Genomic DNA, 20,396 nt, shown 5'->3' with positions numbered 1-20,396 from the left:
CTCCCAGACCGCTCGCAGCACGTGCGGTGCGCGAGCGGCAGCGCAGTTCGCGAGCGTTCGCGCAGTCTCGGAGCGGACTTCGCGAGCGGCGACGCGGTCTCGGAGCGGCGACGCGGTCTCGGAGCAGCGAGCTCGAGCGCCCGCGCCGCTCGGGGTCAGACGAGCAGCTGGTGCTTGGCGAGGTCGCGGTAGAGCGGCACGGTCTGCACGAGCTCCGAGTGCGTCCCCTGGCCCACCACGCGCCCGTGCTCGAGCACGACGATGAGGTCGCTGTCGACGACCGTGGAGAGGCGGTGCGCGATGACGATCAGGGTCCGCCCCTCGGCGACCGCGTCGATGGCCTCGCGCATCCGCTGCTCGTTCACGCCGTCGAGCGACGACGTCGACTCGTCCAGCAGGAGGATGGGCGGCGCCGCGAGCAGCGCCCGCGCGATCGCGAGGCGCTGGCGCTCGCCGCCGGACAGCATGACCCCGTCCTCTCCCACGGGGGTGTCGATCCCGAGCGGGCTGCGATCGACGACGTCGCCGAGGTTCACCGCGCGCAGCACCCGGTCGCAGGCGTCGGCGTCGGCGTCGGGCGACGCGAGGCGCAGATTGTCGGCGAGCGTGCCGGCGAGGGTCGGCGCGTCCTGCTCGACGTAGCCGAAGTGCGCCCGCAGCTGCGCGCGCGGCAGATCGCGGATGTCCACCCCATCGAGCAGGACGGCGCCGCCGGTCGGGTCGTAGAAGCGCTCGATCAGCGAGAGGATGGTCGACTTGCCCGCCCCCGAGGGGCCCACGAGTGCGACCCGCGCGCCGCGGGGGACGTCGAACGAGACCCCGCGCAGCACCTCTCGGTCGCTGCTCGACTCGCTGGACGAGGCTGTCGTCGCGCCGTCGAGGGACTCGAGGGGCTCGAGCGCTTCGAGCGCCGCGGGCTCGAGGTGCGCCCGCTCGATGGCGCGCTGCGCCTCGCGCGCGGCCTCCTCGCGGGCAGCCACCGCGGCCGCAGGGTAGGAGAAGCGGACGTCGCGGAAGGCGATGGCGGGCGCAGTCGTCGACGAGGAAGCAGGTGCCGTGCGGACCGGTTCATCTGCGCGCACGCGGTCGTCGGCGTCCTCGGTCGGCAGGTCCAGCACCTCCTGGATGCGTCCGAGCGCGCCGAGCGCCTGGCCCACGCTCGCGATGGCGCCGAAGGCGGATCCGAGCGGCATCACCAGGAGGAAGAGGAACATCACGAACGTCACCAGGCTCGCGATCGACAGCGCGCCGGACGCCACGCGCATGCCGCCCACCCCCAGCACCACGAGCAGCGACACCTGCAGGGCGACGCCCGCGACGGGGACGACGAGCGCCGACGCGCGTGCGACCCGAAGGCCGGCTCGGTACGCGGCCGCCGCCAGCGTGCTGACGGCGTCCGCTTCGCGCTCGGTGGCACCGGCGGCGCGGATGGTCCGGATGGACCCGATCGCGCGCTCGATGCCGCTGGAGAGCTCGCCCACCCGCTCCTGCTGCGCCGCCGAGGCGGAGCGGATGCGGGAGGAGAGCAGAGCCACTCCGACCGCGGAGACGCCGATGACCGCGACGATCGTGAGGAGCAGCACGGGGTCGATGAAGGCCATGGCGATGAGCGCGCCGACGAACAGCAGGGCGTTGCCGATGCTGTCGGCGAGACCCTGGGTGAGCACGGCGTACAGCAGCGTGGTGTCGGTGCCCACGCGCGAGACGAGGTCACCCGTGCGTCGGGCGTCGAACTCGCGGATGGGCAGGTGCAGGATGCGCGCGATGAGCTGCCGCCGGCTGGAGTGGACGACGGCCGTTCCCGTGCGCTGCAGGAGGTAGTGCTGGTAGGCGCCCACGGCGCTGGAGACGACGACGAGCAGCACGAGCGCCCACAGCAGCCATTCGAGCGGGGTGCTCGACTGCACGCGCTCGATGACCTGGCCGATGAGGAGGGGCTGGACGAGCGTCGCGGCCGCCTCGATCACGCTGAGCACGGCGACGACCACGAGCACGCCTCGATGCTCGAGCAGGAACGGCAGCAGCTGGCGGAACGAGGCGCGGGGACCGTCGTCGGCGCTCCTGCGCGCGAAGGGCGAACGGCGGGTGCGCGCGGCGGTCTGACTCACGGGTCCTCTACTTCCGTCCGTATTTGCGGTGGGCCGCCTGCTTCGTGACGCCGAGGGCTGACGCGATCGCCTGCCAGGAATGCCCCTGCATGCGGGCGCGGCGCACCTGTGCGTCCTCGGCGCGGGCGATGTCGCGGCGCACCTCCGCCAGCCTATGCAACTCAGCCAACGGCTCCCTGGGCTCCTCGGCGTCGTTCGCGGTTCGCGGGATGGACATGGCGTCAACATTAGGTGACGACGAGGGCGCGCGTCAAGGAAAGTTGACGTTCTCGGGGGTGACCTGAGCCCGTTCCCGCGCGTAGCGTCCCCTTATGACTGTGCGTGAGACGGATGTCGTGGTGATCGGAGCAGGCCCTGTGGGCGAGAACGTCGCCGACCGGGTCGTGAGAGGCGGCCTCAGTGCCGTGATCGTGGAGGCGGAGCTCGTCGGCGGCGAATGCTCGTACTGGGCGTGCATGCCGTCGAAGGCGCTGCTGCGCACTGGCGCCGCACACCGTGCGGCGCAGGCGGCGGGTGTCGAGGGCGGGCGCGTCGACCCGGAAGTCGTGCTGCGTCGTCGTGATTCCTTCACCAGCGGATGGGACGACTCCGGCCAGGTGCAGTGGCTCCAGTCGGCGGGCATCGACCTCGTGCGCGGGCACGCGCGCCTGGCAGGGGAGAAGCACGTGGTCGTCACCGGCGGCGACGAGGAGGTCGAGATCGCCGCCCGCCATGCGGTCGTGGTGACGGTGGGGTCGGCCGCGCGCCTGCCGGGCATCCCCGGCCTCGCCGAGGCCGAGCCGTGGACCAGCCGCGAGGCGACCGCGCTGCAGACGGTGCCCGAGAGCATCGTGATCATCGGCGGCGGGGTGGTGGCGACGGAGGCGGCGACCTTCCTCGCCGACCTCGGCAGCAGGGTGACCGTTCTCGCGCGCAGCGGGCTGCTCACTGCGTTCGAGCCGGTCGCCGGCGAGCAGGTCGCTGCGGCGCTGCGCGAGCGCGGTGTCGACGTCCGTGAGGGCGTCGAGCCCGATCGGGTGACCCGCGACGACGGGCGTGTGCGGATCGAGTTCGGTGACGGGGAGCCGCTCAAGGTCGACGAGGTGCTCGTCGCCACGGGGCGGGTGCCGCGCACCGAGGACCTCGGGCTCGAGACGGTGGGCCTCGAGCCGGGGGAGTGGATCGCCGTCGACGACACCCTGCGCGTGGCCGGATCGGACTGGCTCTATGCTGCCGGCGACGTCACGCACCGAGCGCTGCTCACGCACCAGGGCAAGTACCAGGCGCGAGCAGCGGGCGACGTGATCGTCGCGCGCGCCACCGGCGGTGAGGTCCTCGATCGGCCGTGGGGTGCTCACGTGGCGACGGCCGATCATGCCGCCGTGCCCCAGGTCGTGTTCACGGACCCGGAGGTCGCGGCCGTCGGGCTCACCGCCGCGCAGGCGCAGGACGCGGGGATGCGCGTCCGCGTCGTCGACTACGACCTCGGCTCGGTCGCGGGGGCATCGCTCACCGCGGACGGGTACGCGGGCGCCGCGCGCGCCGTCGTGGACGAGGACCGGCGTGTGCTCGTGGGCGTGACCTTCGTCGGCGCCGGAGTGGCGGAGCTGCTGCACTCGGCGACCATCGCGGTCGTCGGCGAGGTTCCGCTCGAGCGCCTCTGGCACGCGGTGCCGGCCTATCCGACGATCAGCGAGGTGTGGCTGCGCCTGCTGGAGACGTACGGCCTCTGACTCGCGCTGACCTGCTTCGCCAGTGCGGGCGAGCCGTTTCCGCGCCCGATCGCGTGTCGCCCGCACTGGCGAGCGGGGCCATCCGCAACTGTCGCCCGCACAGCGGAAGGCCCGCGTGACCCCGCCGAAGCGGGAGCACGCGGGCCTTCGAGGAGAGCGGGCTCAGCGACGTGCGGCGGCGCTCACTGCGGCGTCGTCGTCGAGGTCGACGTCCTTCGTCTCCTTGCCGATGATGAGCGCGATGAGGGTCAGCACGCCGGCGAGCGCGAGGTAGACGCCCACGAGCCACGGGTTGCCCTTGCCGACGCTCCACAGCCACAGGGCGATGGAGGGCGCCACGGCCGCGCCGAGGATCGAGGCCACGTTGTACGAGATCGCCGATCCGGTGTAGCGGACGTTGGTCGGGAACAGCTCGGGCAGCAACGCACCCATCGGGCCGAAGGTCATGCCCATGAGCAGGAAGCCGAACACCAGGAACGCCTGCACGAGGGCGCCCGTGAACTTCTCGTCGCCCTGCGGCAGGAGGAAGACGACGAACAGCAGGCCGAAGACGATGATCGCGGACGTCACGCCGATGAGCAGCTTGCGGCGGCCGATCGCGTCGGCGAGCGGACCCGACAGCAGCGTGCAGAGGCCGAAGAACACCACGCCGATGATCTGCATGAGCACGAAGTCGACGTACGCGAAGCCGAGACCGGGGACGAAGGACCCCGCGTCCGCACCCTCGGGCGCCGTCATCGGACGCGTGCCGTAGGCGAGCGTGAAGCTCGTCATCAGGTAGAACAGCACGTACGTCGCGAGCATGTAGAACGTGCCGAGGATGAGCGGACGCCAGTGGTTGCGCACGGTGGCGCCGAGCGGGAACTTCTTGATCGCGCCGGTCTTCTCGACCTTGGTGAACGTGTCGGACTCCACGAGCTTCAGGCGGACCCAGAGGCCGATGATGACCATCACGGCGGAGAAGAGGAACGGGATGCGCCATCCCCAGGCCAGGAACGCCTCCGACGCCGTGCCGCCCTCGCCCGGCATCGTGAAGTTGATGACGAGGAACAGCGTGTTGGCGATGATGAAGCCGATGGGCGCGCCCAGCTGCGGGAACGTCCCGTAGAGCGCGCGCTTTCCGGCCGGGGCGTTCTCGGTCGCGACGAGAGCGGCGCCCGACCACTCGCCGCCCAGCGCGAAGCCCTGGGCGAGACGGAGGACGAGCAGGAGGAGCGCGGCCAGCCATCCGACCGACTGGTACGTCGGCAGCACGCCGATGAGGAACGTCGCGATGCCCATGGTGAGCAGCGACGCCACCAGCGTCGCCTTGCGCCCGAACTTGTCGCCGAAGTGGCCGAAGACGACCGCGCCGACGGGGCGCGCGAGCATGGCGGCGCCGAAGGTGGCGAACGAGGCCAGCAGCGCCGTCGTCTCGTTGCCGGTCGGGAAGAACAGCGCGGGGAAGACGAGGACGGCCGCGGTGGCGTACGCGTAGAAGTCGTAGAACTCGATCGTGGTGCCGATGAGGCTCGCGGTGATGACGCGGCCGCGCGAGTTCGCGGGTTTCGCCGCGGAGGAAACAGGGGTGGTGGATGTCATGAGGGCCTGTCAGAGGAAGGGCCGCGCTCCCGAGGAGCTGCGGCGCGGAATCACGCCGTGTCGGAGGGGGAGCAGCGCGGCTGCCTCCGGACACAGCGAGCCATCCTACTCCTCGTGAGCAGAACGACCGCGACGGGCGCCGCCCGCGTGTGAAGTGCGCAGGGCGGCGCCCGTCGAGAGCGTCAGTGCTGAGCGGAGTGCTCAGCAGTCGAAATTCACCAGATCACTGCGATCGCCGCGTTCGCGAGGGTCAGAATGCCCACGGCCCAGAAGAGAGCCGGAGCGATCTGCGCACCGCGCTTCTGTCGAGCGCCGAGGATCCCGAGGAGTGCGCCGATGATCACGAGAATCACGAGCTTGATCCCGATCTTCATGTAGTTGAAATCGGCGTCCGTGCCCCACGGAGCCGACAGCGCCAGGCCCGCGATCAGCGAGATCGCCAGGCCCCAGTGCATGAGCCGCGTCACCTGGGTGCGGCGGTTCACTACCTCCACCAGCCACGAGCCGAACAGCGTCGCGAAGCCGACGAGGTGGATGACGAGGACGATGTCGCGCAGGGTCTCCATGCCCACAGCCTAAAGGGCTTCTACGGATCGTAGAAGGAAGGTGGACCTCAGTCGCGGAGCGCGCGGAGCGCGAGCACCGTGCGCACCGCGGCATCGGCCGCCTCGGCGCCCTTGTCCTCCTTCGACCCCGGCAGCCCGGCGCGGTCGATGCCCTGCTGCTCGTCATCGAGGGTGAGCACGCCGAAGCCCACCGGCTTGCCGGTGTCCAGCGCGACCCGCGTGAGGCCATCCGTCGCCGCGTTCGAGACGAAGTCGAAGTGGGGTGTGCCGCCGCGGATGATGACGCCGAGCGCCACCACCGCGTCGGCGCCCGCGTCGAGGGCGGCCTTCGCGACGACCGGGAGCTCGAAGGAGCCCGGCACGCGCACGAGCGTCCAATCGGCGCCGGCGGCATCGAGGGTGCGCTCGGCGCCCGCGATGAGACCGTCGGTGATCTGCTCGTGCCAGGTGCCGGCGACGACCGTCACACGGACGCCCTCCGCCGTGACGTCGCCCTGCTGGGGTGCGCCCTTGCCGCTCATCTGCCTGCTCCTTCGTGCATCTGGGCGACGGCGGCGGCGAGCGCCTCCTCGCCGATGATGTGACCCATCCGGTCGCGCTTGGTCTCGAGGTACTGGTGGTTGTTCGGCCCGACGCCGACGATGAGGGGCACCTGCTCGACGACCTCGAGGCCGAGGGCGCGCAGCTGGCTCACCTTGTCGGTGTTGTTGGTCAGCAGGCGCAGCTTCTCGACGCCCAGGTCCGCGAGGATCCCGGCCGCGGCCGCGTAGTCGCGCGCGTCGGCGGGCAGGCCGAGCGCCGTGTTCGCGTCGACGGTGTCGTAGCCGCGCTCCTGCAGAGCGTACGCACGCAGCTTGTTGATGAGGCCGATGCCGCGGCCCTCGTGCCCGCGCATATAGATGACCACGCCGCCCTCCTGCTCGATCGCGTCGAGCGCCGCGTCGAGCTGCGGCCCGCACTCGCACTTCAGCGAGCCGAAGGCCTCCCCCGTGAGGCACTCCGAGTGCACGCGGACGAGCGGAGCGCCGTCGGAGAGGTCGCCCTTCACGATCGCGAGGTGGTCGGTGCCGGTGATCCGGTCCTTGTACGCCAGGAAGCGGAAGACGCCGTGCGAGGTGGGGACGGTGGAGTCCGCTCGCAGGCTGACCTGGCGCCGGAAGGGCGCGGCCGCCGCCGAGGACGGCTCGTGCTCCTCGAGGTACGCGATGAGCTGCTCGATCGTGATGACGGGGACGTTCTCGCGCTCGCCCATCTCGATGAGGGCGGGCAGGCGCATCATGTCGCCGTCGTCCTCGACGATCTCGCCGATGACGCCGACCGGTGCGACGCCGGCCAGGCGCATGAGGTCGACGGCCGCCTCGGTGTGGCCCGAGCGCTCGCGGACGCCGCCGGGTACCGCGCGCAACGGCAGGATGTGCCCGGGCCGGATGAGGCTCGTCGGCGTCGAGTCGGGATCGGCCAGGACGTTCACGGTCCGCGCGCGGTCATGCGCGCTGATGCCGGTAGTCACGCCCTCGGCGGCGTCGACGCTCACGGTGTACGCGGTCGAGCGGGCGTCCTCGTTCACGGCGACCATCGGGGGGAGGTCGAGCCGGTCCGCCCATTCCTGCGGCATCGGCGCGCAGAGGAAACCCGACGAGTAGCGCACCGCCCACGCGATGACCTCGGGCGTCGCGAGCTGCGCGGACAGGATGACGTCGCCCTCGTTCTCACGGTTCTCGTCGTCGGCGACGATCACCGGGCGCCCGGCGCGGATCGCGTCGAGGGCCTCCGGGATGGTCGACAGCTTGCTGGCAAGGCTCATCGGGAGCCCCCTTCGGGAGTGGAACGGAGGATGACGAAGTCGGCGGCGGGAACGTCGTAGGTGGCGAACGAGGACTCGGCGCCGGTACCGGCCTCGCGCTGGGCGCGCGCGATCGGATGGTCGCCAGCGGCTTGCGCAGGACGGCTCGCGCCGAACGAGAGCAGCCGCTGCACGTGACGGGCGAGGATGTCGGTCTCGAGGTTCACCGGGTCACCCACGCGGCGCTCGCCGAGGGTCGTCGCCTCGAGCGTCTCGGGGATGAGCGACACCTCGAACCACGGCGTCGGCTCGTGTGCGGGGCTGACCGCGCTGACGGTGAGCGAGACGCCGTCCACCGCGATGGACCCCTTGTCGACGACGAGCGGCGCGAGTGCGGGAGCCAGCGCGATGCGCACCACCCGCCACTGTTCGCCGGGGCGCACGTCGACGACGGTTCCGGTCCCGTCGATGTGGCCCTGCACGATGTGTCCGCCCAGCCGTCCGCCCGACGCGGTCGCCCGCTCGAGGTTCACCGGCCATCCGACCCGCGCCGCGTCGAGCGTGGACATGTCGAGCGTCTGTCTCATGACATCGGCCGTGAAGCCGTCGGCGGTCCAGTCGACGACGGTGAGGCAGACGCCGCTGACGGCGATCGAATCGCCGTGGTGCACGTCCTCGATCACGCGGGGAGCGTGCAGCGTCAGGCGCACGCCGTCTCCCGAGGGCTCGATCGCCGTGATGCGGCCGATCTCCTCGATGATGCCGGTGAACATGTCAGCTGCCTCCTTCGGGGGCGGATGGGGCGGGGCGGGCCACGACGAGCAGATCGTCGCCGAGGCGGTCGATCTGCTCGACGGCGAGCCGACGCTGCTGGGAGATGCTGGCCACGCCGATATCGGCGATCGCGGTGCGGCTTCCGCCGAGGAGGGTCGGCGCCAGGTACACGAGGACGCGGTCGACGAGGCCCGCCGCGAGGAAGGCGCTCGCGAGGGTCGGTCCGCCCTCGACGAACACGCGGTGCATCCCGCGATCGTGGAGATCGGCGAGCACGGCGTCGAGATCGCGCGAGGGGTAGTGGAGGAGCTCGTGGGGGTGACGGCGGATGGCCGCGCCCGCGGGGATCTCGGCGCTCCCGATGACGACGGGGACGGGCTGGGCCGGGCGGAGCCCGGCGGCGTCGCGCGCGGTGAGGGCGGGGTCGTCGGCGAGGAGCGTGCCCGTGCCGACGACGATCGCGTCGGCCTGCGCCCGGCGAGCGTGGACGTCCGCTCGTGCGAGCGGCCCGGTGATCCACCGGCTGGTGCCGTCGGCGGCCGCGGCGCGGCCATCCAGGCTCTGCGCCCACTTCACCGTCACGTGCGGGCGTCCGAGGGTGCGCGCGGTCATCCACGGCTCGAGGAGCGCGCGCGCCTCCTCCGCGAGGAGGCCGCTGTCGACGTCGACGCCGGCCGCGCGGAGGCGCTCGCCGCCGCCGCCCTCGACCTCACCCGGGTCGGGCAGCGCGAAAACGACGCGCGCGACGCCGGCGGCGATGAGGGCCTCGGCGCACGGACCCGTGCGTCCGGTGTGGTTGCAGGGCTCGAGCGTGACGACGGCCGTCGCGCCGTGCGCGGCGTCGCCCTCGAGGTGCGACAGCGCGGCGACCTCGGCGTGCGGGGTGCCGGCGCCGCGATGCCAGCCCTCCGCGAGGACCTCGCCGGAGGGGGAGAGGAGGACCGCCCCGACCTGCGGGTTGCGGCTGCGGGGCCCGCGACGTGCGAGCTCGAGCGCGCGGGCCATCGCCCGCTGCTCCGCCTCGCTGAACGCCATCCGAACCTCCGCCGTCTCGGCACCGGGGGATCGCGAACGTCGCCCGCAGCGGGCGTCGTCACGTGCTGCCTCTCATCCGGACTCGCAGGCTGCGCCTGCATCACCGTCGGTTCCGGACTTCCACCGGATCGGCCGCCCTCATCATGAGGGCGGTTCGCGGACTGTCACCGCCGGTTCGGATTCTCACCGACCCCGGAGCACGTTCTTCGCACTCAGCATAATCAACCGCGCTCGAGGGGCGGTATTCCCGGTCACTTCAGCAGTCGCGAGAGCCGCCGGTCCGCGAGGATCTTCCCGCCCGTCTGACAGGTGGGGCAGTACTGGAAGTCGGTGTCGGCGAAGAACACGCTGCGGATGGTGTCGCCGCAGACGGGACAGGTCTCGCCCGCCCGCGCGTGCACGGCCATCCCCCGCCGCTTGGCGTCCTTGAGGTCGGCCGGGGGCTTGCCCGAAGCCGCCTCGATCGCCTCGGCGAGCGTCGTGCGCATCGCCTCGTAGAGCCGATCGACCTCGGCCTCGTCGAGCTTCGCCGCCAGCGCGTAAGGGGACATGCGCGCGGCGTGGAGGATCTCGTCGGAATAGGCGTTGCCGATCCCGGCGATGACCGTCTGGTCGCGCAGGAGCCCCTTGATCTGCGTGCGACGCCCCTCGAGCAGTGCGCCGAACGCGGCCCGGTCGAAGCCGTCGGACAGCGGGTCGGGCCCGAGACGCGCGATTCCCGGGACCTCCGCCGGGTCGCGCACGACGTAGACGGCGAGCGACTTCCTCGTGCCCGCCTCGGTGAGGTCGAAGCCCGAGCCGTCGTCGAAGCCGATGCGCAGGGCGATGGGGGAGCGGCCGGGCTTGATGACCGTCGCCGGCAGCGTCTCGTGCCATCGCAGCCACCCCGCCTTCGCGAGATGGAAGACGAGGTGGGCGCCGCCATCCGTCGCGAGGTCGATGAACTTGCCGTGCCGTCCGGCACCGGTCACCCGCGAGCCCTCGAGGGAGTCCAGCGGCGGGTCGTACGTCTTCAGCGCGGCGACGGCGGCGAGCCGCGCCTTCGCGATGACGAGCCCCCCGGCGCGTGCGCGCAGGTAGCGCACGAGTCCCTCCACCTCCGGCATCTCTGGCATGCGGCCATCCTGCCATCGCGCGGGAGGAGAACCGCGAACGGGAGGGCGACCCCCGATGGATCGCCCTCCCGAATGCGCATCCCCTCCCGGAAGGCGCGCGCGCGACTCAGCGGGCGGCGGCGCCCGCGCGGAGGCCGCGGCCGCTGCGGGCGCGGCGCCGCATCACCGGCAGGGCGGCCGCGAGCGGAGCGAGCACGGGCCAGTCCACGGGGGAGCGGTCGTCGCCCGACACGAGTCCGGCGAGCCACGCGTCTTCACGGCGTCCCGAGGTGCGGGTGCCCTGACGGCGGACGCCCTCGAAGCGGAAGCCGAGCGAGCGGGCGAGCCGCGCCGAGGCGACGTTCCCCGCGACGGCATGCCACTCCAGGCGCTCGAGGCGCATCGGCCCGAGTGCGAAGTCGACGACAGCGCAGCCGGCCTCGGCGCCGTATCCGCGCCCACGCGCGGCGGCGGAGATCCAGTAGCCGAGCTCGGCCGCACCGTCGACGATGCGGTGCAGGCCGACCATGCCGACGAGGCCGGCGGCGTCATGGATGGCCCAGGTGAGCTCCTCGCCGCTCTGCCACCGCTCGGCGGTCAGCTCGACGAACTGCTCGGCGTCCTGTCGCGTGTACGGCGACGGCACCGTGGTCCAGCGCTGCACCTCGGCGTCCTGGCAGGCCAGGTGGATCGCGTCGATGTCCGCCTCGGTGGGCGGGGCGAGGACGAGGCGACCGGTGCGGAGGGTCAGCAGATCATGCACGGCGCAGCAGGCCCATCCGGTCGTAGACGGCGTTCAGCGTCTCGTCGGCGACGGACGCCGCCTTCTCGGCGTTGACCGCGAGCACGCGGTCGAGCTCGGCGGGGTCGTCCAGCAGCTCGAGCGCGCGGGCGCGCACCGGCTCGAACTCCGACACCACCACGTCGCGGAGGCCCTTCTTGAAGTCGCCGTAGCCGCGACCGGCGTACTCGTCCTCGATGGCCGGGATCTGCCGCCCCGTGAGCGCGGCGTAGATCGTCAGCAGGTTCGAGACGCCCGGCTTCCCCTCGCGGTCGTAGCGCACCACGCCGTCGTTGTCGGTGACCGCGCGCATGATCTTCTTCGCCGTGAAGTCGACGTCGTCGAGCAGCCAGATGACGCCCGCGTGCGATTCGGCCGACTTCGACATCTTCGCCGCCGGGTTCTGCAGGTCGTAGATCCGCGCGGTCTCGGCCTGGATGACCGGCTGCGGCACCCGGAACGTCTCGCCGTAGCGGGAGTTGAAGCGCTCGGCCAGGTCGCGCGTGAGCTCCACATGCTGCTTCTGATCGTCGCCGACCGGCACCACGTGCGTCTGGTACAGCAGGATGTCCGCGGCCATGAGGATCGGGTAGGTGAACAGCCCGACGTTGGTCGCGTCGGCGCCGTAGCGCTGCGACTTGTCCTTGAACTGCGTCATGCGCCCGGCCTCGCCGAAGCCGGTGATCGTCGAGAGCACCCACGCCAGCTCGGCGTGGGCCCGCACGTGCGATTGCACGTAGAGGGTCGAGCGCGAGGGCTCGATTCCCGCTGCGATGTACTGCGCGGCGGTGCGGCGCGTCTTCTCGCGCAGCTCGGCTGGGTCGTTCGGCTGGGTGAGGGCGTGCAGGTCGACGACGCTGAAGAACGCGTCGTACGTGTCCTGCATGTCGCGCCACTGCAGGAGCGCCCCGATGTAGTTGCCGATCTGGAGAGAGTCGGCCGAGGGCTGCATTCCCGAGTAGAGGCGAGCTTTCTGAGTCACCTGACGATTGTAGGCGGCGTTGCACGCCTCTTCGTGCGGGCCTCAGGCAGCCGGCTTGTGCGTCTCGATCGCGACGATTCCGGCTCCCGGGTGCTCGACCGACACGTGCACGACGGCGAACGCGCCGGGGTCGAGGGTCGATGCGCTCTCGAGCTCGGGCCCCTTGACGGTTCCCGTGGCCAGGGCCAGCTCCCGGAGGATGGCGGGGATCACCGGGCGGTGGCTGCACAGAACCGACGGCCGCCCGGCCCGCACCCGGCGACCCACGACCTCGCGGACGTCCGCCGTGCCATCCGACCACGCGTCCTGGCTGATGAGCGAGGTCTTCGTGACGCGGCGGTGCAGCGCCTTGGAGAGGGGAGCGACGGTCTTCACGCAGCGTTCGGCGGGGCTCGAGATGATCTTCCGCACGCCGAACGCGCTCACCGCGCCCACCACGGCCTTCGCCTGCTCCTTGCCGCGAGGGTGCAGCGGCCGGTCCGCGTCCTCGCCATCCCAGTCGTCGCGGGAGACGGCCTTGCCGTGCCGCAGCACCACGATGGGGAAGGTTCGGAGGCTCGCCGAGCGCCGCAGCCGCTCGAAGCGGTCCAGGATGTCCTGGTCGACCGGGTAGCTCAGCCGCTCGCGGGCGGCGGCGACGGTCACCCACTCCAGCCCCGCGATCTCCTTGTTGGGTACGAACGTGCTCGCCTGGATGGCCTCGGTCGTCGCCTCCGCGGCCCAGTAGTGCACGATCTTCTCGCGTCCGGACGGCTGGATGTAGACGGACTGGCCGACGGATGGCCCCAGGGCGACGCGCAGGCCCGTCTCCTCGTGGATCTCCCGCACCGCGGTCTGCGGGAGCATCTCGCCCGGGTCCAGCTTCCCCTTCGGCAGGGAGACGTCGCGGTACTTGCCTCGGTGCACGAGCAGGACGAGGAGCTCGCCGTCCAGCTCGCGCCAGACCACGCACCCCGCCGCGTACACGGGTCGACGGTTCGAGCTCATCGAGCCGCGCGCGGACGTCGGCGACGCTGGATCGCGGCCATGGTCCGGTCCTGCACGTCGGCGAGCGGGCGGCCCCTGTCGTCGCGGTTGTGCCGGGTCCACACGCCCTCGGCGCCGAGGTGCCACGTCGCGCTCGCGTCGTCCATCCCCAGGTCGAAGAACGACTGCAGCTCCTGGATGTGCTCCGGCCGCGTCACGCGCACGAGCGCCTCGACGCGGCGGTCGAGGTTGCGATGCATCATGTCGGCGCTGCCGATGTAGACCTCGGGGTCGCCGTCGTTCGCGAACGCGAAGATGCGGGCGTGCTCGAGGTAGCGCCCCAGCACGCTGCGGACGCGGATGTTGTCGCTCACCCCGGGCAGGTCGACGCGCAGACTGCAGATGCCGCGGACCCACACGTCGACCTGCACGCCGGCGAGCGACGCCCGGTACAGCGCGTCGATGATCTGCTCGTCGACCATGGAGTTGACCTTGATGCGCACGTGCGCTGGCTTGCCGGCGGCGGCGTGGCGGCGCTCCCGGTCGATGAGGCGCAGGAGCCCCTTCCGTAGGTGCAGGGGAGCGACGAGCAGGCGCTTGAACTTCTTCTCGATCGCGTACCCGCTCAGCTCGTTGAACAGGCGCGTGACGTCGCGGCCCACCTCGGGGCTGCAGGTGAAGAGCCCGAGATCCTCGTAGATGCGGCTGGTCTTCGGGTTGTAGTTGCCGGTTCCGACGTGCGTGTAGTGCCGCAGCACGCCCTTCTCCTCGCGGATGACGAGCGCGAGCTTGCAGTGGGTCTTCAGCCCCACGAGGCCGTAGACGACGTGCACGCCGGCCTTCTCCAGCTTGCGGGCCCACTCGATGTTGTTCGCCTCGTCGAAGCGCGCCTTCACCTCGACCAGGGCGAGCACCTGCTTGCCCGACTCCGCCGCGTCGATGAGCGCCTGCACGATGGGGCTGTCGCCCGAGGTGCGGTAGAGGGTCTGCTTGATGGCGAGCACCTGCGGGTCGCGCGCGGCCTGCTCGAGGAACGCCTGCACGCTCGTCGCGAACGACTCGTACGGGTGATGCACGAGCACGTCGCCCTTGCGGATGGCCCGGAAGATGTCGCCGCGCGCGTGCTTGGAGTCGGCATCCGCGGCCTGAAACGCCAGCGGCGTCACCGGCAGGTGCGGGGTGTACTTCAGCTCCGGGCGATCGATGCGGCCGAGCCCGAACAGGGAGCGCAGGTCCAGCGGCGAGGGGAGGCGGTAGACCTCCTGCTCGGAGATGTCGAGCTCCCGGATGAGGAGGTCGAGGGTGACGTCGTCCATGTCCTCGGTGATCTCCAGGCGGATGGGCGGGCCGAAGCGCCGTCGCAGCAGCTCGGCTTCCAGCGCCTGGATGAGGTTCTCCGACTCGTCCTCCTCGATCGTCACGTCCTCGTTGCGGGTGAGGCGGAACGCATGGTGGTCGAGGATCTCCATGCCGGGGAAGAGGTCCGCGAGGTTCTCGGCGATGAGGTCCTCGAGCGCGATGAACCGGATGCTGTCGGGGGCGTCGTCCTTCGCCGGCACCGGCACGAGACGCGGCAGCATCGGCGGCACCTTGAGGCGCGCGAACTCCTCGCGCCCTGTGCGCGCGTTGCGAATCCGGATGGCCAGGTTCAGCGAGAGGCCGGAGATGTACGGGAACGGATGGGCCGGATCGACCGCGAGCGGCATGAGCACCGGGAAGACCTGCGCCTGGAAGTAGTCGTACAGGTACTCGCGCTCCCCGTCGTCGAGCTCGTCCCAGCGCACGAAGTCGATGCCGGCCTCCGAGAGGGCGGGCTTGACCTCCTCGTTCCACACCTCGGCGTGGCGAGCCTGCAGCTCGTGCGCGAGGTCGGAGATGTTGGAGAGCACTTTCGCCGGCGCCGTGCCGATGTTGCTGGGGACCGCGAGGCCGGTGACGATGCGGCGCTTGAGGCCGGCCACCCGCACCATGAAGAACTCGTCGAGATTGCTGGCGAAGATCGCCAGGAAGTTCGCCCGTTCCAGGAGCGGCAGCGTGGGGTCCTCGGCGAGCTCCAGCACCCGGTTGTTGAACGCGAGCCAGCTGAGCTCGCGATCCATGAAGCGGTGCTCGGGGAGGTTCGCGTCCGGCGCCTCCACCATCTCGTCGAAGTCGTCGTCCTCCGTGTCGAAGCCGGGGTCGACCAGCGGCGCATCCGTCATGTGCCTATCCTGGCACCCGCCGGGGGCGCTCGCGCGAACGGATTGCGGCTCAGTCCCTTCCGCGCGGCGTCTCGTCCTCGTCGGCCGTGAACCGGTAGCCGACATTGCGGACGGTGCCGATGAGCTGCTCCAGGTCGCCGAGCTTCGCGCGCAGGCGCCGGACGTGCACGTCGACGGTGCGCGTGCCGCCGAAGTAGTCGTAGCCCCAGACCTCGCTGAGCAGCTGCTCCCGCGTGAACACGCGCGAGGGGTGCAGCGCGAGGAAGTGCAGGAGCTGGAACTCCTTGTAGGTGAGATCAAGCGGCTTGCCGTTGACCTTCGCCGAGTAGGCGGACTCGTCGATCGTGATGCCCGACGTCTGGATGCGCCCCGAGGTCTCCGCCGGCGCGCGCCTCCCCAGGGCCAGACGCACCCGCGCGTCCGCCTCGGCGGGGCCCGCCGTGGCGAGGATGACGTCGTCGACGCCCCATTCCGGAGAGATCGCGGCGAGCCCGCCTTCTGTGACGATCAGCACGACCGGAGCGGAGACGCCGGCGGTCGCCAGCAGCTTGCACAGCGACTTCGCGCCGACGAGGTCGACGCGCGCATCGAGGAGCACCGCGTCGGCGTCGGCCGCGTCCACGAGGTGGGCGGCGTCGGCCGGGGCCGTCCGCACGCGATGGCTCAGGAGTTCGAGCGCGGGCAGGGGGGCTTCTCCGCCGGGGGCGGAGCTGAGCACGAGAAGCTGAGCCAAGCGAAGTCCTTTCGCGGCGGTGGGGTCCGCCCCGTGTCTCCGATGATAGGGGGCGCCGGCGTCGGCTCCCGACGGGGCGTCATCGCCGAGCGTGCAGGGACATCCCCGACAATGGACGGCATGACCGATCGAGACGTCGCCCCGCGCAGGTTCCCCCTCGGCTTCGTCGTGACCTGGGGGTTCGCGCTCCTCGCTGCGATCGCCATCGGGGCCTTCGCGCCCGCGGCCGACCAGGCGGGCTGGTTCGCCGTGGGGGCCGGCGCCACCCTGCTCGTCGCGTTCGCGGCGGAGCTGCGGGTCGGGCAGGCGCGCGGCTTCATCTTCCGCGTCGCCGCGGCGGCGGTCGGCGGCGTGGTGCTCCTGGGCGCGCTGTCGGCGCTGTTCAGCCTCGCCGCGATCGTCCCCGACTGAGTCTGCCCGGCGGTCGCCGCGCCCTGCCCGAGCGGACTAGACTGAGCGCATGGATCTCGTCGCCCTCGAACTGTTCTTCGTCGGCCTGCTGGGCCTCGCGAGTCTTGCGATCGCCTTCTGCTCCGGCGCAGTGATCGTCAACCTCTTCCGCGGCCAGCGCTGAGTCAGGGCGGAGCCTCGTGATCGAGATTCCGACCGACCTCCCCGCCGACCTCGTTCCGCTGTCCTGGCTGATCGGCGTGTGGGAAGGCACCGGTGTCGTCGACTACCGCGTCGGCGACGCGCACTTCGAGGGCGAGTTCACGCATCGCGTGAGTTTCAGCCACGACGGCGGCCCGTACCTGAACTACGCCGCGACGGCGTGGCTCGCCGCTGACGGGGAGCGTCCCGCGCAGCAGCTCGTCGCCGAGACGGGCTTCTGGCGCCTCTCGCGACCCGCCACCGCGGCCACTCCCGGCCCCGGCCTGCTGCCCGCTCTCGAGACCGCTCCCATCCGCACCGCCGACGACGTCGAGCAGCTGCGCACGGACGGCGGCGGGTTCGAGATCGAGGTGAATCTCGTGCACGCCGACGGCGTCAGCGAGCTGTACCTCGGCGAGGTAAAGGGCCCGCGCATCGACATCGCCACGGATGCCGTCGTGCGCACCGCGGCCGCGAAGCCCTATGCGGCGGCGACCCGCATGTACGGCCTGGTCGACGGGCATCTGCTGTGGGCATGGGACATCGCCGCACTCGGCCGCGAGATGGGCTCGCACGCCTCCGCGCGCCTCGCCCGCGTCGACTGAGCCCACGCGCGCCGAGCCCGCCTCGGAGCCGGGTGGCGGACAATGGGAGCATGACCGATCCCTTCTCCCAGCTGCCCGGTGCCGTGAACGGCGACGAGGGCGTCGAGCACTTCGGCGATCCGGTCCGCGAGCAGCGCCGCCTCCTCGCGGGCGGAGCGGTCGTGCCGCGGGGCGATCGCGCCGTCGTGCGGGTCGCGGGGGAGGACCGTCTCACCTGGCTCGACTCCATCACCTCCCAGGCGCTGAAGCGGCTCGCGCCGGGTGCGAGCACCGAGCTCCTCGTCCTCGACCCGCACGGGCACATCGAGCACGCCGCCGCCGTCGTAGACGACGGCGAGGCGGCGTGGCTCATCGCGGACGCGGGCGACGCCCCGAAGCTCGCGAAGTGGCTCGGCATGATGCGCTTCCGCGCCCGCGTCGAGGTCGCCGAGTGCCGCGACCTCCGCGTCGTCGGGTTCGTCGCGGGCGGCGCTGCCGAGGAGCGGGTCTCCGGCGCCGCGCTCCATCCCGCGGGCCGGCCGCTCGTCTGGCACGACCCGTGGACGGACGTCGGACAGGGGGGATGGCAGTACGCCCGCGTCGAGGAGCACCCCGGCACGCAGCTGGCGTGGGCCGAGGCGATCGTCGACGAGACGGGGGCCGCCGCCCTCGCCGAGCACGGCGACGTCGCCGGCCTGCTCGCGGCCGAGGCCCTCCGCATCGCGGCGTGGCGACCCCGCTGGAGTCGGGAGGTCGACGAGCGCTCGCTGCCGCACGAGACCGACTGGCTGCGCAGCGCGGTGCACCTCGACAAGGGCTGCTACCGGGGCCAGGAGACGGTCGCCAAGGTGCACAACCTCGGGCACCCGCCGCGCCGCGTGGCGATGCTGCACCTCGACGGCAGCGAGAGCGTGCTGCCCGCGCCCGGCGCGGTGGTGCGCGACGGGGAGAGCGAGGCGGGGCACATCACGTCGGTCGCGCGGCATCACGAGCTCGGGCCCATCGCACTCGCCGTGCTGACCCGGCGCACGCCCGCCGACGCGCAGCTGGTCGTCGACGTCGACGGGGTGGCCGTCGCCGCCGCGCAGGAGATCGTGGTCCCCGCAGACGCCGGCGCCACGGCGGAGGTGCCGCGCATCACGCGCCTCTCGCGACGCCCGCTGGCTCAGTAGGCGCCGGCGCTGCGCCGCCCGTGGCAGCGGGGCGACTCGCGCTCACTCGGCGGGCGCGACCGCCGACCACGGCAGGGTGATCTCGCCGAGGCGCCAGCGCCGCGGAGCGCGCGCGATCGGCCATCCGCCGTGGCGCAGCGCCGCGACGGTCGCGAGCCATCGCTGCACGGTGCCGAACGTCGACAGCGGCGCCGCGCGCTCCCATTCGCCGTCGAGCGCCTGCAGGAACGCGTGGACGCGCTCGCCCGGCACATTGCGGTGGATGAGGGCCTTCGGCAGCCGCTCGGCGACGACGCCGGGCCGCTCCAGCTGCGCGAGACGCAGCGAGACGGAGAAGCGGAGCGGCTCGCCCGACGGCGCGACATCCACCCACGACGAGATGCGCCCGAGCTCGTCGCACGTGCCCTCCACCAGCACCCCCTCCGGAGCCAGGCGCTCGGCCATCCGGCCCCACGCGGCGCGCACCTCGTGCTCGTCGTACTGACGCAGCACGTTGAACGCGCGGATCACCACCGGGCGTCGCCCGCCTTCGAGAGGCACCTCGAAGCCGCCGCGCGCGAACGACACCGGCAGGTCCGCCGCGAAGACCGTGCGCCCCGCGCGCACCTCCTCGAGCTGGGCCCGCGCACGCGCCACCCGGTCCGGGTCGATCTCGAGCCCGCGCACCGCGACGTCCCTCCGCGCGCGGCGCAGGCGGCTCGCGAGCTCGAACGCGGTCACCCCGCTCGCGCCGAAGCCGAGATCGACGACGAGCGGATGGTCGGCGTCGCGCAGGGCGGGATGGGCGGCGATCCAGCGGTCCACGCGACGGAGCCGATTGGTGCCCGTGGTGCCGCGGGTGGGGCGGCCCTCGGTCGTCGGCATGCCTCCATTCTCGCCCGCCGGCGACGGCGCCGGCGCCCCGTCGCGGCTCGGTAGCATGGCGGGTATGACGCACACCCTGATCCTGCTCCGCCACGGGCAGAGCGACTGGAACGAGAAGAACCTCTTCACCGGATGGGTCGACGTCCGACTCACGGAGCAGGGGAAGCGCGAGGCTCAGCGCGGCGGTGAGCTGCTGCGCGAGCAGGGCGTCCTGCCCGACATCCTGCACTCCTCGGTGCTGAGCCGGGCCATCCAGACCGCCGACATCGCGCTCGACGCGGCCGACCGGCTCTGGATCCCCGTCAAGCGCTCCTGGCGCCTCAACGAGCGTCACTACGGTGCGCTCCAGGGCAAGGACAAGGCGCAGACGCTCGCCGAGTTCGGCGAGGAGAAGTTCATGGAGTGGCGCCGTTCGTTCGACGTGCCGCCGCCCGTGATCGACCCCGAGGACGAGTACGCCCAGACGCACGACCCGCGCTACGTGGGCATCGACGGCGAGATCCCCGGCACCGAGTCGCTCAAGATCGTCATCGACCGCCTGCTGCCGTACTGGGAGGGCGAGATCGTCCCCGACCTGAAGGCCGGCAAGACCGTGCTCGTCGCCGCTCACGGCAACTCGCTGCGCGCGCTCGTGAAGCACCTCGACGGCATCAGCGACGACGACATCGCGGGTCTCAACATCCCGACCGGCATCCCGCTGGTGTACGAGCTCGACGACGACATGAAGCCGACCGGCGCGAGCCGCTACCTCGACCCCGAGGCTGCCGCCGCTGGTGCCGCCGCCGTCGCCGCGCAGGGCAAGAAGTGACGCGCTGACCCCTCACGACGAAGCGCCCCGCCGATCGGCGGGGCGCTTCGTCGTGAGGGCG

20 protein-coding genes and 1 riboswitch are annotated in these 20,396 nt (G+C 71.9%); of the genes, 5 read left to right on the top strand and 15 right to left on the bottom strand.

What is annotated here, in order from left to right:
* Positions 1-155: 155 nt before the first annotated feature.
* On the bottom strand, positions 156-2,108 hold the full coding sequence (locus QWJ90_RS09115; protein WP_290107425.1) for an ABC transporter ATP-binding protein: 1,953 nt from the start codon (positions 2,106-2,108) through the stop codon (positions 156-158).
* 7 nt (positions 2,109-2,115) lie between these two features.
* Positions 2,116-2,325 carry an AsnC family protein gene (locus QWJ90_RS09110; protein WP_290107424.1) on the bottom strand — a complete coding sequence of 70 codons (210 nt, stop codon included), beginning with the start codon at positions 2,323-2,325 and terminating at the stop codon, positions 2,116-2,118.
* 94 nt (positions 2,326-2,419) lie between these two features.
* Between QWJ90_RS09110 and QWJ90_RS09105 the strand changes: the two genes are divergently transcribed.
* A complete protein-coding gene (locus tag QWJ90_RS09105) occupies positions 2,420-3,820 on the top strand; it encodes a dihydrolipoyl dehydrogenase family protein (protein WP_290107422.1) in 1,401 nt (466 codons plus the stop codon).
* 162 nt (positions 3,821-3,982) lie between these two features.
* Here the strand turns inward: QWJ90_RS09105 and QWJ90_RS09100 are convergent, their stop codons facing one another.
* The 12 genes from QWJ90_RS09100 to QWJ90_RS09045 form a co-directional block, all read right to left on the bottom strand.
* Complete coding sequence (locus QWJ90_RS09100) at positions 3,983-5,401, bottom strand: MFS transporter (RefSeq protein ID WP_290107421.1); 1,419 nt, start codon at positions 5,399-5,401, stop codon at positions 3,983-3,985.
* Between the two features lie 215 nt (positions 5,402-5,616).
* Positions 5,617-5,967 carry a Fe-S protein gene (locus QWJ90_RS09095; protein WP_290107420.1) on the bottom strand — a complete coding sequence of 117 codons (351 nt, stop codon included), beginning with the start codon at positions 5,965-5,967 and terminating at the stop codon, positions 5,617-5,619.
* Between the two features lie 47 nt (positions 5,968-6,014).
* A complete protein-coding gene (gene ribH, locus QWJ90_RS09090; protein ID WP_290107419.1) occupies positions 6,015-6,488 on the bottom strand; it encodes a 6,7-dimethyl-8-ribityllumazine synthase in 474 nt (157 codons plus the stop codon).
* Positions 6,485-7,771 carry a GTP cyclohydrolase II gene (gene ribA, locus QWJ90_RS09085; RefSeq protein WP_290107418.1) on the bottom strand — a complete coding sequence of 429 codons (1,287 nt, stop codon included), beginning with the start codon at positions 7,769-7,771 and terminating at the stop codon, positions 6,485-6,487. Before ribA ends, ribH begins: the two co-directional genes overlap by 4 nt.
* Positions 7,768-8,523 (bottom strand): riboflavin synthase, encoded by a 756-nt coding sequence (locus QWJ90_RS09080; RefSeq protein ID WP_290107417.1) that lies wholly within the window; start codon positions 8,521-8,523, stop codon positions 7,768-7,770. Before QWJ90_RS09080 ends, ribA begins: the two co-directional genes overlap by 4 nt.
* A 1-nt stretch (position 8,524) precedes the next feature.
* Positions 8,525-9,559 carry a bifunctional diaminohydroxyphosphoribosylaminopyrimidine deaminase/5-amino-6-(5-phosphoribosylamino)uracil reductase RibD gene (gene ribD, locus QWJ90_RS09075; RefSeq protein WP_290107416.1) on the bottom strand — a complete coding sequence of 345 codons (1,035 nt, stop codon included), beginning with the start codon at positions 9,557-9,559 and terminating at the stop codon, positions 8,525-8,527.
* 58 nt (positions 9,560-9,617) lie between these two features.
* Positions 9,618-9,764, bottom strand: a riboswitch (FMN riboswitch).
* Between the two features lie 46 nt (positions 9,765-9,810).
* Positions 9,811-10,674 (bottom strand): Fpg/Nei family DNA glycosylase, encoded by an 864-nt coding sequence (locus QWJ90_RS09070; RefSeq protein ID WP_290107415.1) that lies wholly within the window; start codon positions 10,672-10,674, stop codon positions 9,811-9,813.
* Positions 10,675-10,780: 106 nt separating this feature from the next.
* Entirely contained in the window at positions 10,781-11,416 is a 636-nt protein-coding gene (locus QWJ90_RS09065; RefSeq protein WP_290107413.1) for a GNAT family N-acetyltransferase, read from the bottom strand.
* Complete coding sequence (gene trpS, locus QWJ90_RS09060; RefSeq protein ID WP_290107412.1) at positions 11,409-12,416, bottom strand: tryptophan--tRNA ligase; 1,008 nt, start codon at positions 12,414-12,416, stop codon at positions 11,409-11,411. Before trpS ends, QWJ90_RS09065 begins: the two co-directional genes overlap by 8 nt.
* A gap of 42 nt (positions 12,417-12,458) precedes the next feature.
* Positions 12,459-13,403, bottom strand: a complete 945-nt coding sequence (locus QWJ90_RS09055) for an NUDIX hydrolase (RefSeq protein WP_290107410.1) — start codon at positions 13,401-13,403, stop codon at positions 12,459-12,461.
* Positions 13,400-15,583, bottom strand: a complete 2,184-nt coding sequence (locus QWJ90_RS09050) for an RNA degradosome polyphosphate kinase (RefSeq protein WP_290107409.1) — start codon at positions 15,581-15,583, stop codon at positions 13,400-13,402. The genes QWJ90_RS09055 and QWJ90_RS09050 overlap by 4 nt, the downstream gene beginning before the upstream one ends.
* A gap of 49 nt (positions 15,584-15,632) precedes the next feature.
* Positions 15,633-16,316, bottom strand: a complete 684-nt coding sequence (locus QWJ90_RS09045) for a response regulator transcription factor (protein WP_290107408.1) — start codon at positions 16,314-16,316, stop codon at positions 15,633-15,635.
* Positions 16,317-16,436: 120 nt separating this feature from the next.
* Between QWJ90_RS09045 and QWJ90_RS09040 the strand changes: the two genes are divergently transcribed.
* The 3 genes from QWJ90_RS09040 (at position 16,437) to ygfZ (ending at position 18,663) form a co-directional block, all read left to right on the top strand.
* Positions 16,437-16,727 carry a hypothetical protein gene (locus QWJ90_RS09040; protein WP_290107407.1) on the top strand — a complete coding sequence of 97 codons (291 nt, stop codon included), beginning with the start codon at positions 16,437-16,439 and terminating at the stop codon, positions 16,725-16,727.
* A 179-nt stretch (positions 16,728-16,906) separates the two neighbouring features.
* Positions 16,907-17,512: an FABP family protein gene (locus QWJ90_RS09035; protein ID WP_290107406.1), complete on the top strand. Its 606-nt coding sequence runs from the start codon at positions 16,907-16,909 to the stop codon at positions 17,510-17,512.
* Positions 17,513-17,562: 50 nt separating this feature from the next.
* Positions 17,563-18,663, top strand: coding sequence for a CAF17-like 4Fe-4S cluster assembly/insertion protein YgfZ (gene ygfZ, locus QWJ90_RS09030; RefSeq protein WP_290107405.1), 1,101 nt, complete (start codon positions 17,563-17,565; stop codon positions 18,661-18,663).
* 42 nt (positions 18,664-18,705) lie between these two features.
* Here ygfZ and QWJ90_RS09025 read toward each other — a convergent pair whose 3' ends face one another.
* The gene (locus QWJ90_RS09025) at positions 18,706-19,527 is read right to left on the bottom strand and encodes a class I SAM-dependent methyltransferase (RefSeq protein ID WP_290107404.1); all 822 of its coding nucleotides are present in this window, start codon (positions 19,525-19,527) and stop codon (positions 18,706-18,708) included.
* Between the two features lie 64 nt (positions 19,528-19,591).
* Between QWJ90_RS09025 and QWJ90_RS09020 the strand changes: the two genes are divergently transcribed.
* A complete protein-coding gene (locus QWJ90_RS09020; protein WP_156243100.1) occupies positions 19,592-20,335 on the top strand; it encodes a phosphoglyceromutase in 744 nt (247 codons plus the stop codon).
* The last annotated feature ends 61 nt before the right edge of the window (positions 20,336-20,396 follow it).

This window comes from Microbacterium oryzae, assembly GCF_030406385.1.
Lineage (GTDB): Bacteria > Actinomycetota > Actinomycetes > Actinomycetales > Microbacteriaceae > Microbacterium > Microbacterium oryzae_A.
This window is presented reverse-complemented; position numbering and strand designations above follow the sequence as displayed.

Excerpts from the sequence above, each read along its gene's own strand:
- ygfZ (WP_290107405.1), top strand. The coding sequence starts at position 17,563 with ATGACCGATCCCTTCTCCCAGCTGCCCGGTGCCGTGAACGGCGACGAG.
- QWJ90_RS09105 (WP_290107422.1), top strand. The coding sequence starts at position 2,420 with ATGACTGTGCGTGAGACGGATGTCGTGGTGATCGGAGCAGGCCCTGTG.
- ribA (WP_290107418.1), bottom strand. The coding sequence starts at position 7,771 with ATGAGCCTTGCCAGCAAGCTGTCGACCATCCCGGAGGCCCTCGACGCG.
- ribD (WP_290107416.1), bottom strand. The coding sequence starts at position 9,559 with ATGGCGTTCAGCGAGGCGGAGCAGCGGGCGATGGCCCGCGCGCTCGAG.
- QWJ90_RS09080 (WP_290107417.1), bottom strand. The coding sequence starts at position 8,523 with ATGTTCACCGGCATCATCGAGGAGATCGGCCGCATCACGGCGATCGAG.
- QWJ90_RS09020 (WP_156243100.1), top strand. The coding sequence starts at position 19,592 with ATGACGCACACCCTGATCCTGCTCCGCCACGGGCAGAGCGACTGGAAC.
- QWJ90_RS09025 (WP_290107404.1), bottom strand. The coding sequence starts at position 19,527 with ATGCCGACGACCGAGGGCCGCCCCACCCGCGGCACCACGGGCACCAAT.
- ribH (WP_290107419.1), bottom strand. The coding sequence starts at position 6,488 with ATGAGCGGCAAGGGCGCACCCCAGCAGGGCGACGTCACGGCGGAGGGC.
- QWJ90_RS09110 (WP_290107424.1), bottom strand. The coding sequence starts at position 2,325 with ATGTCCATCCCGCGAACCGCGAACGACGCCGAGGAGCCCAGGGAGCCG.
- QWJ90_RS09040 (WP_290107407.1), top strand. The coding sequence starts at position 16,437 with ATGACCGATCGAGACGTCGCCCCGCGCAGGTTCCCCCTCGGCTTCGTC.
- QWJ90_RS09050 (WP_290107409.1), bottom strand. The coding sequence starts at position 15,583 with ATGACGGATGCGCCGCTGGTCGACCCCGGCTTCGACACGGAGGACGAC.
- QWJ90_RS09055 (WP_290107410.1), bottom strand. The coding sequence starts at position 13,403 with ATGAGCTCGAACCGTCGACCCGTGTACGCGGCGGGGTGCGTGGTCTGG.
- QWJ90_RS09100 (WP_290107421.1), bottom strand. The coding sequence starts at position 5,401 with ATGACATCCACCACCCCTGTTTCCTCCGCGGCGAAACCCGCGAACTCG.
- QWJ90_RS09095 (WP_290107420.1), bottom strand. The coding sequence starts at position 5,967 with ATGGAGACCCTGCGCGACATCGTCCTCGTCATCCACCTCGTCGGCTTC.
- QWJ90_RS09070 (WP_290107415.1), bottom strand. The coding sequence starts at position 10,674 with ATGCCAGAGATGCCGGAGGTGGAGGGACTCGTGCGCTACCTGCGCGCA.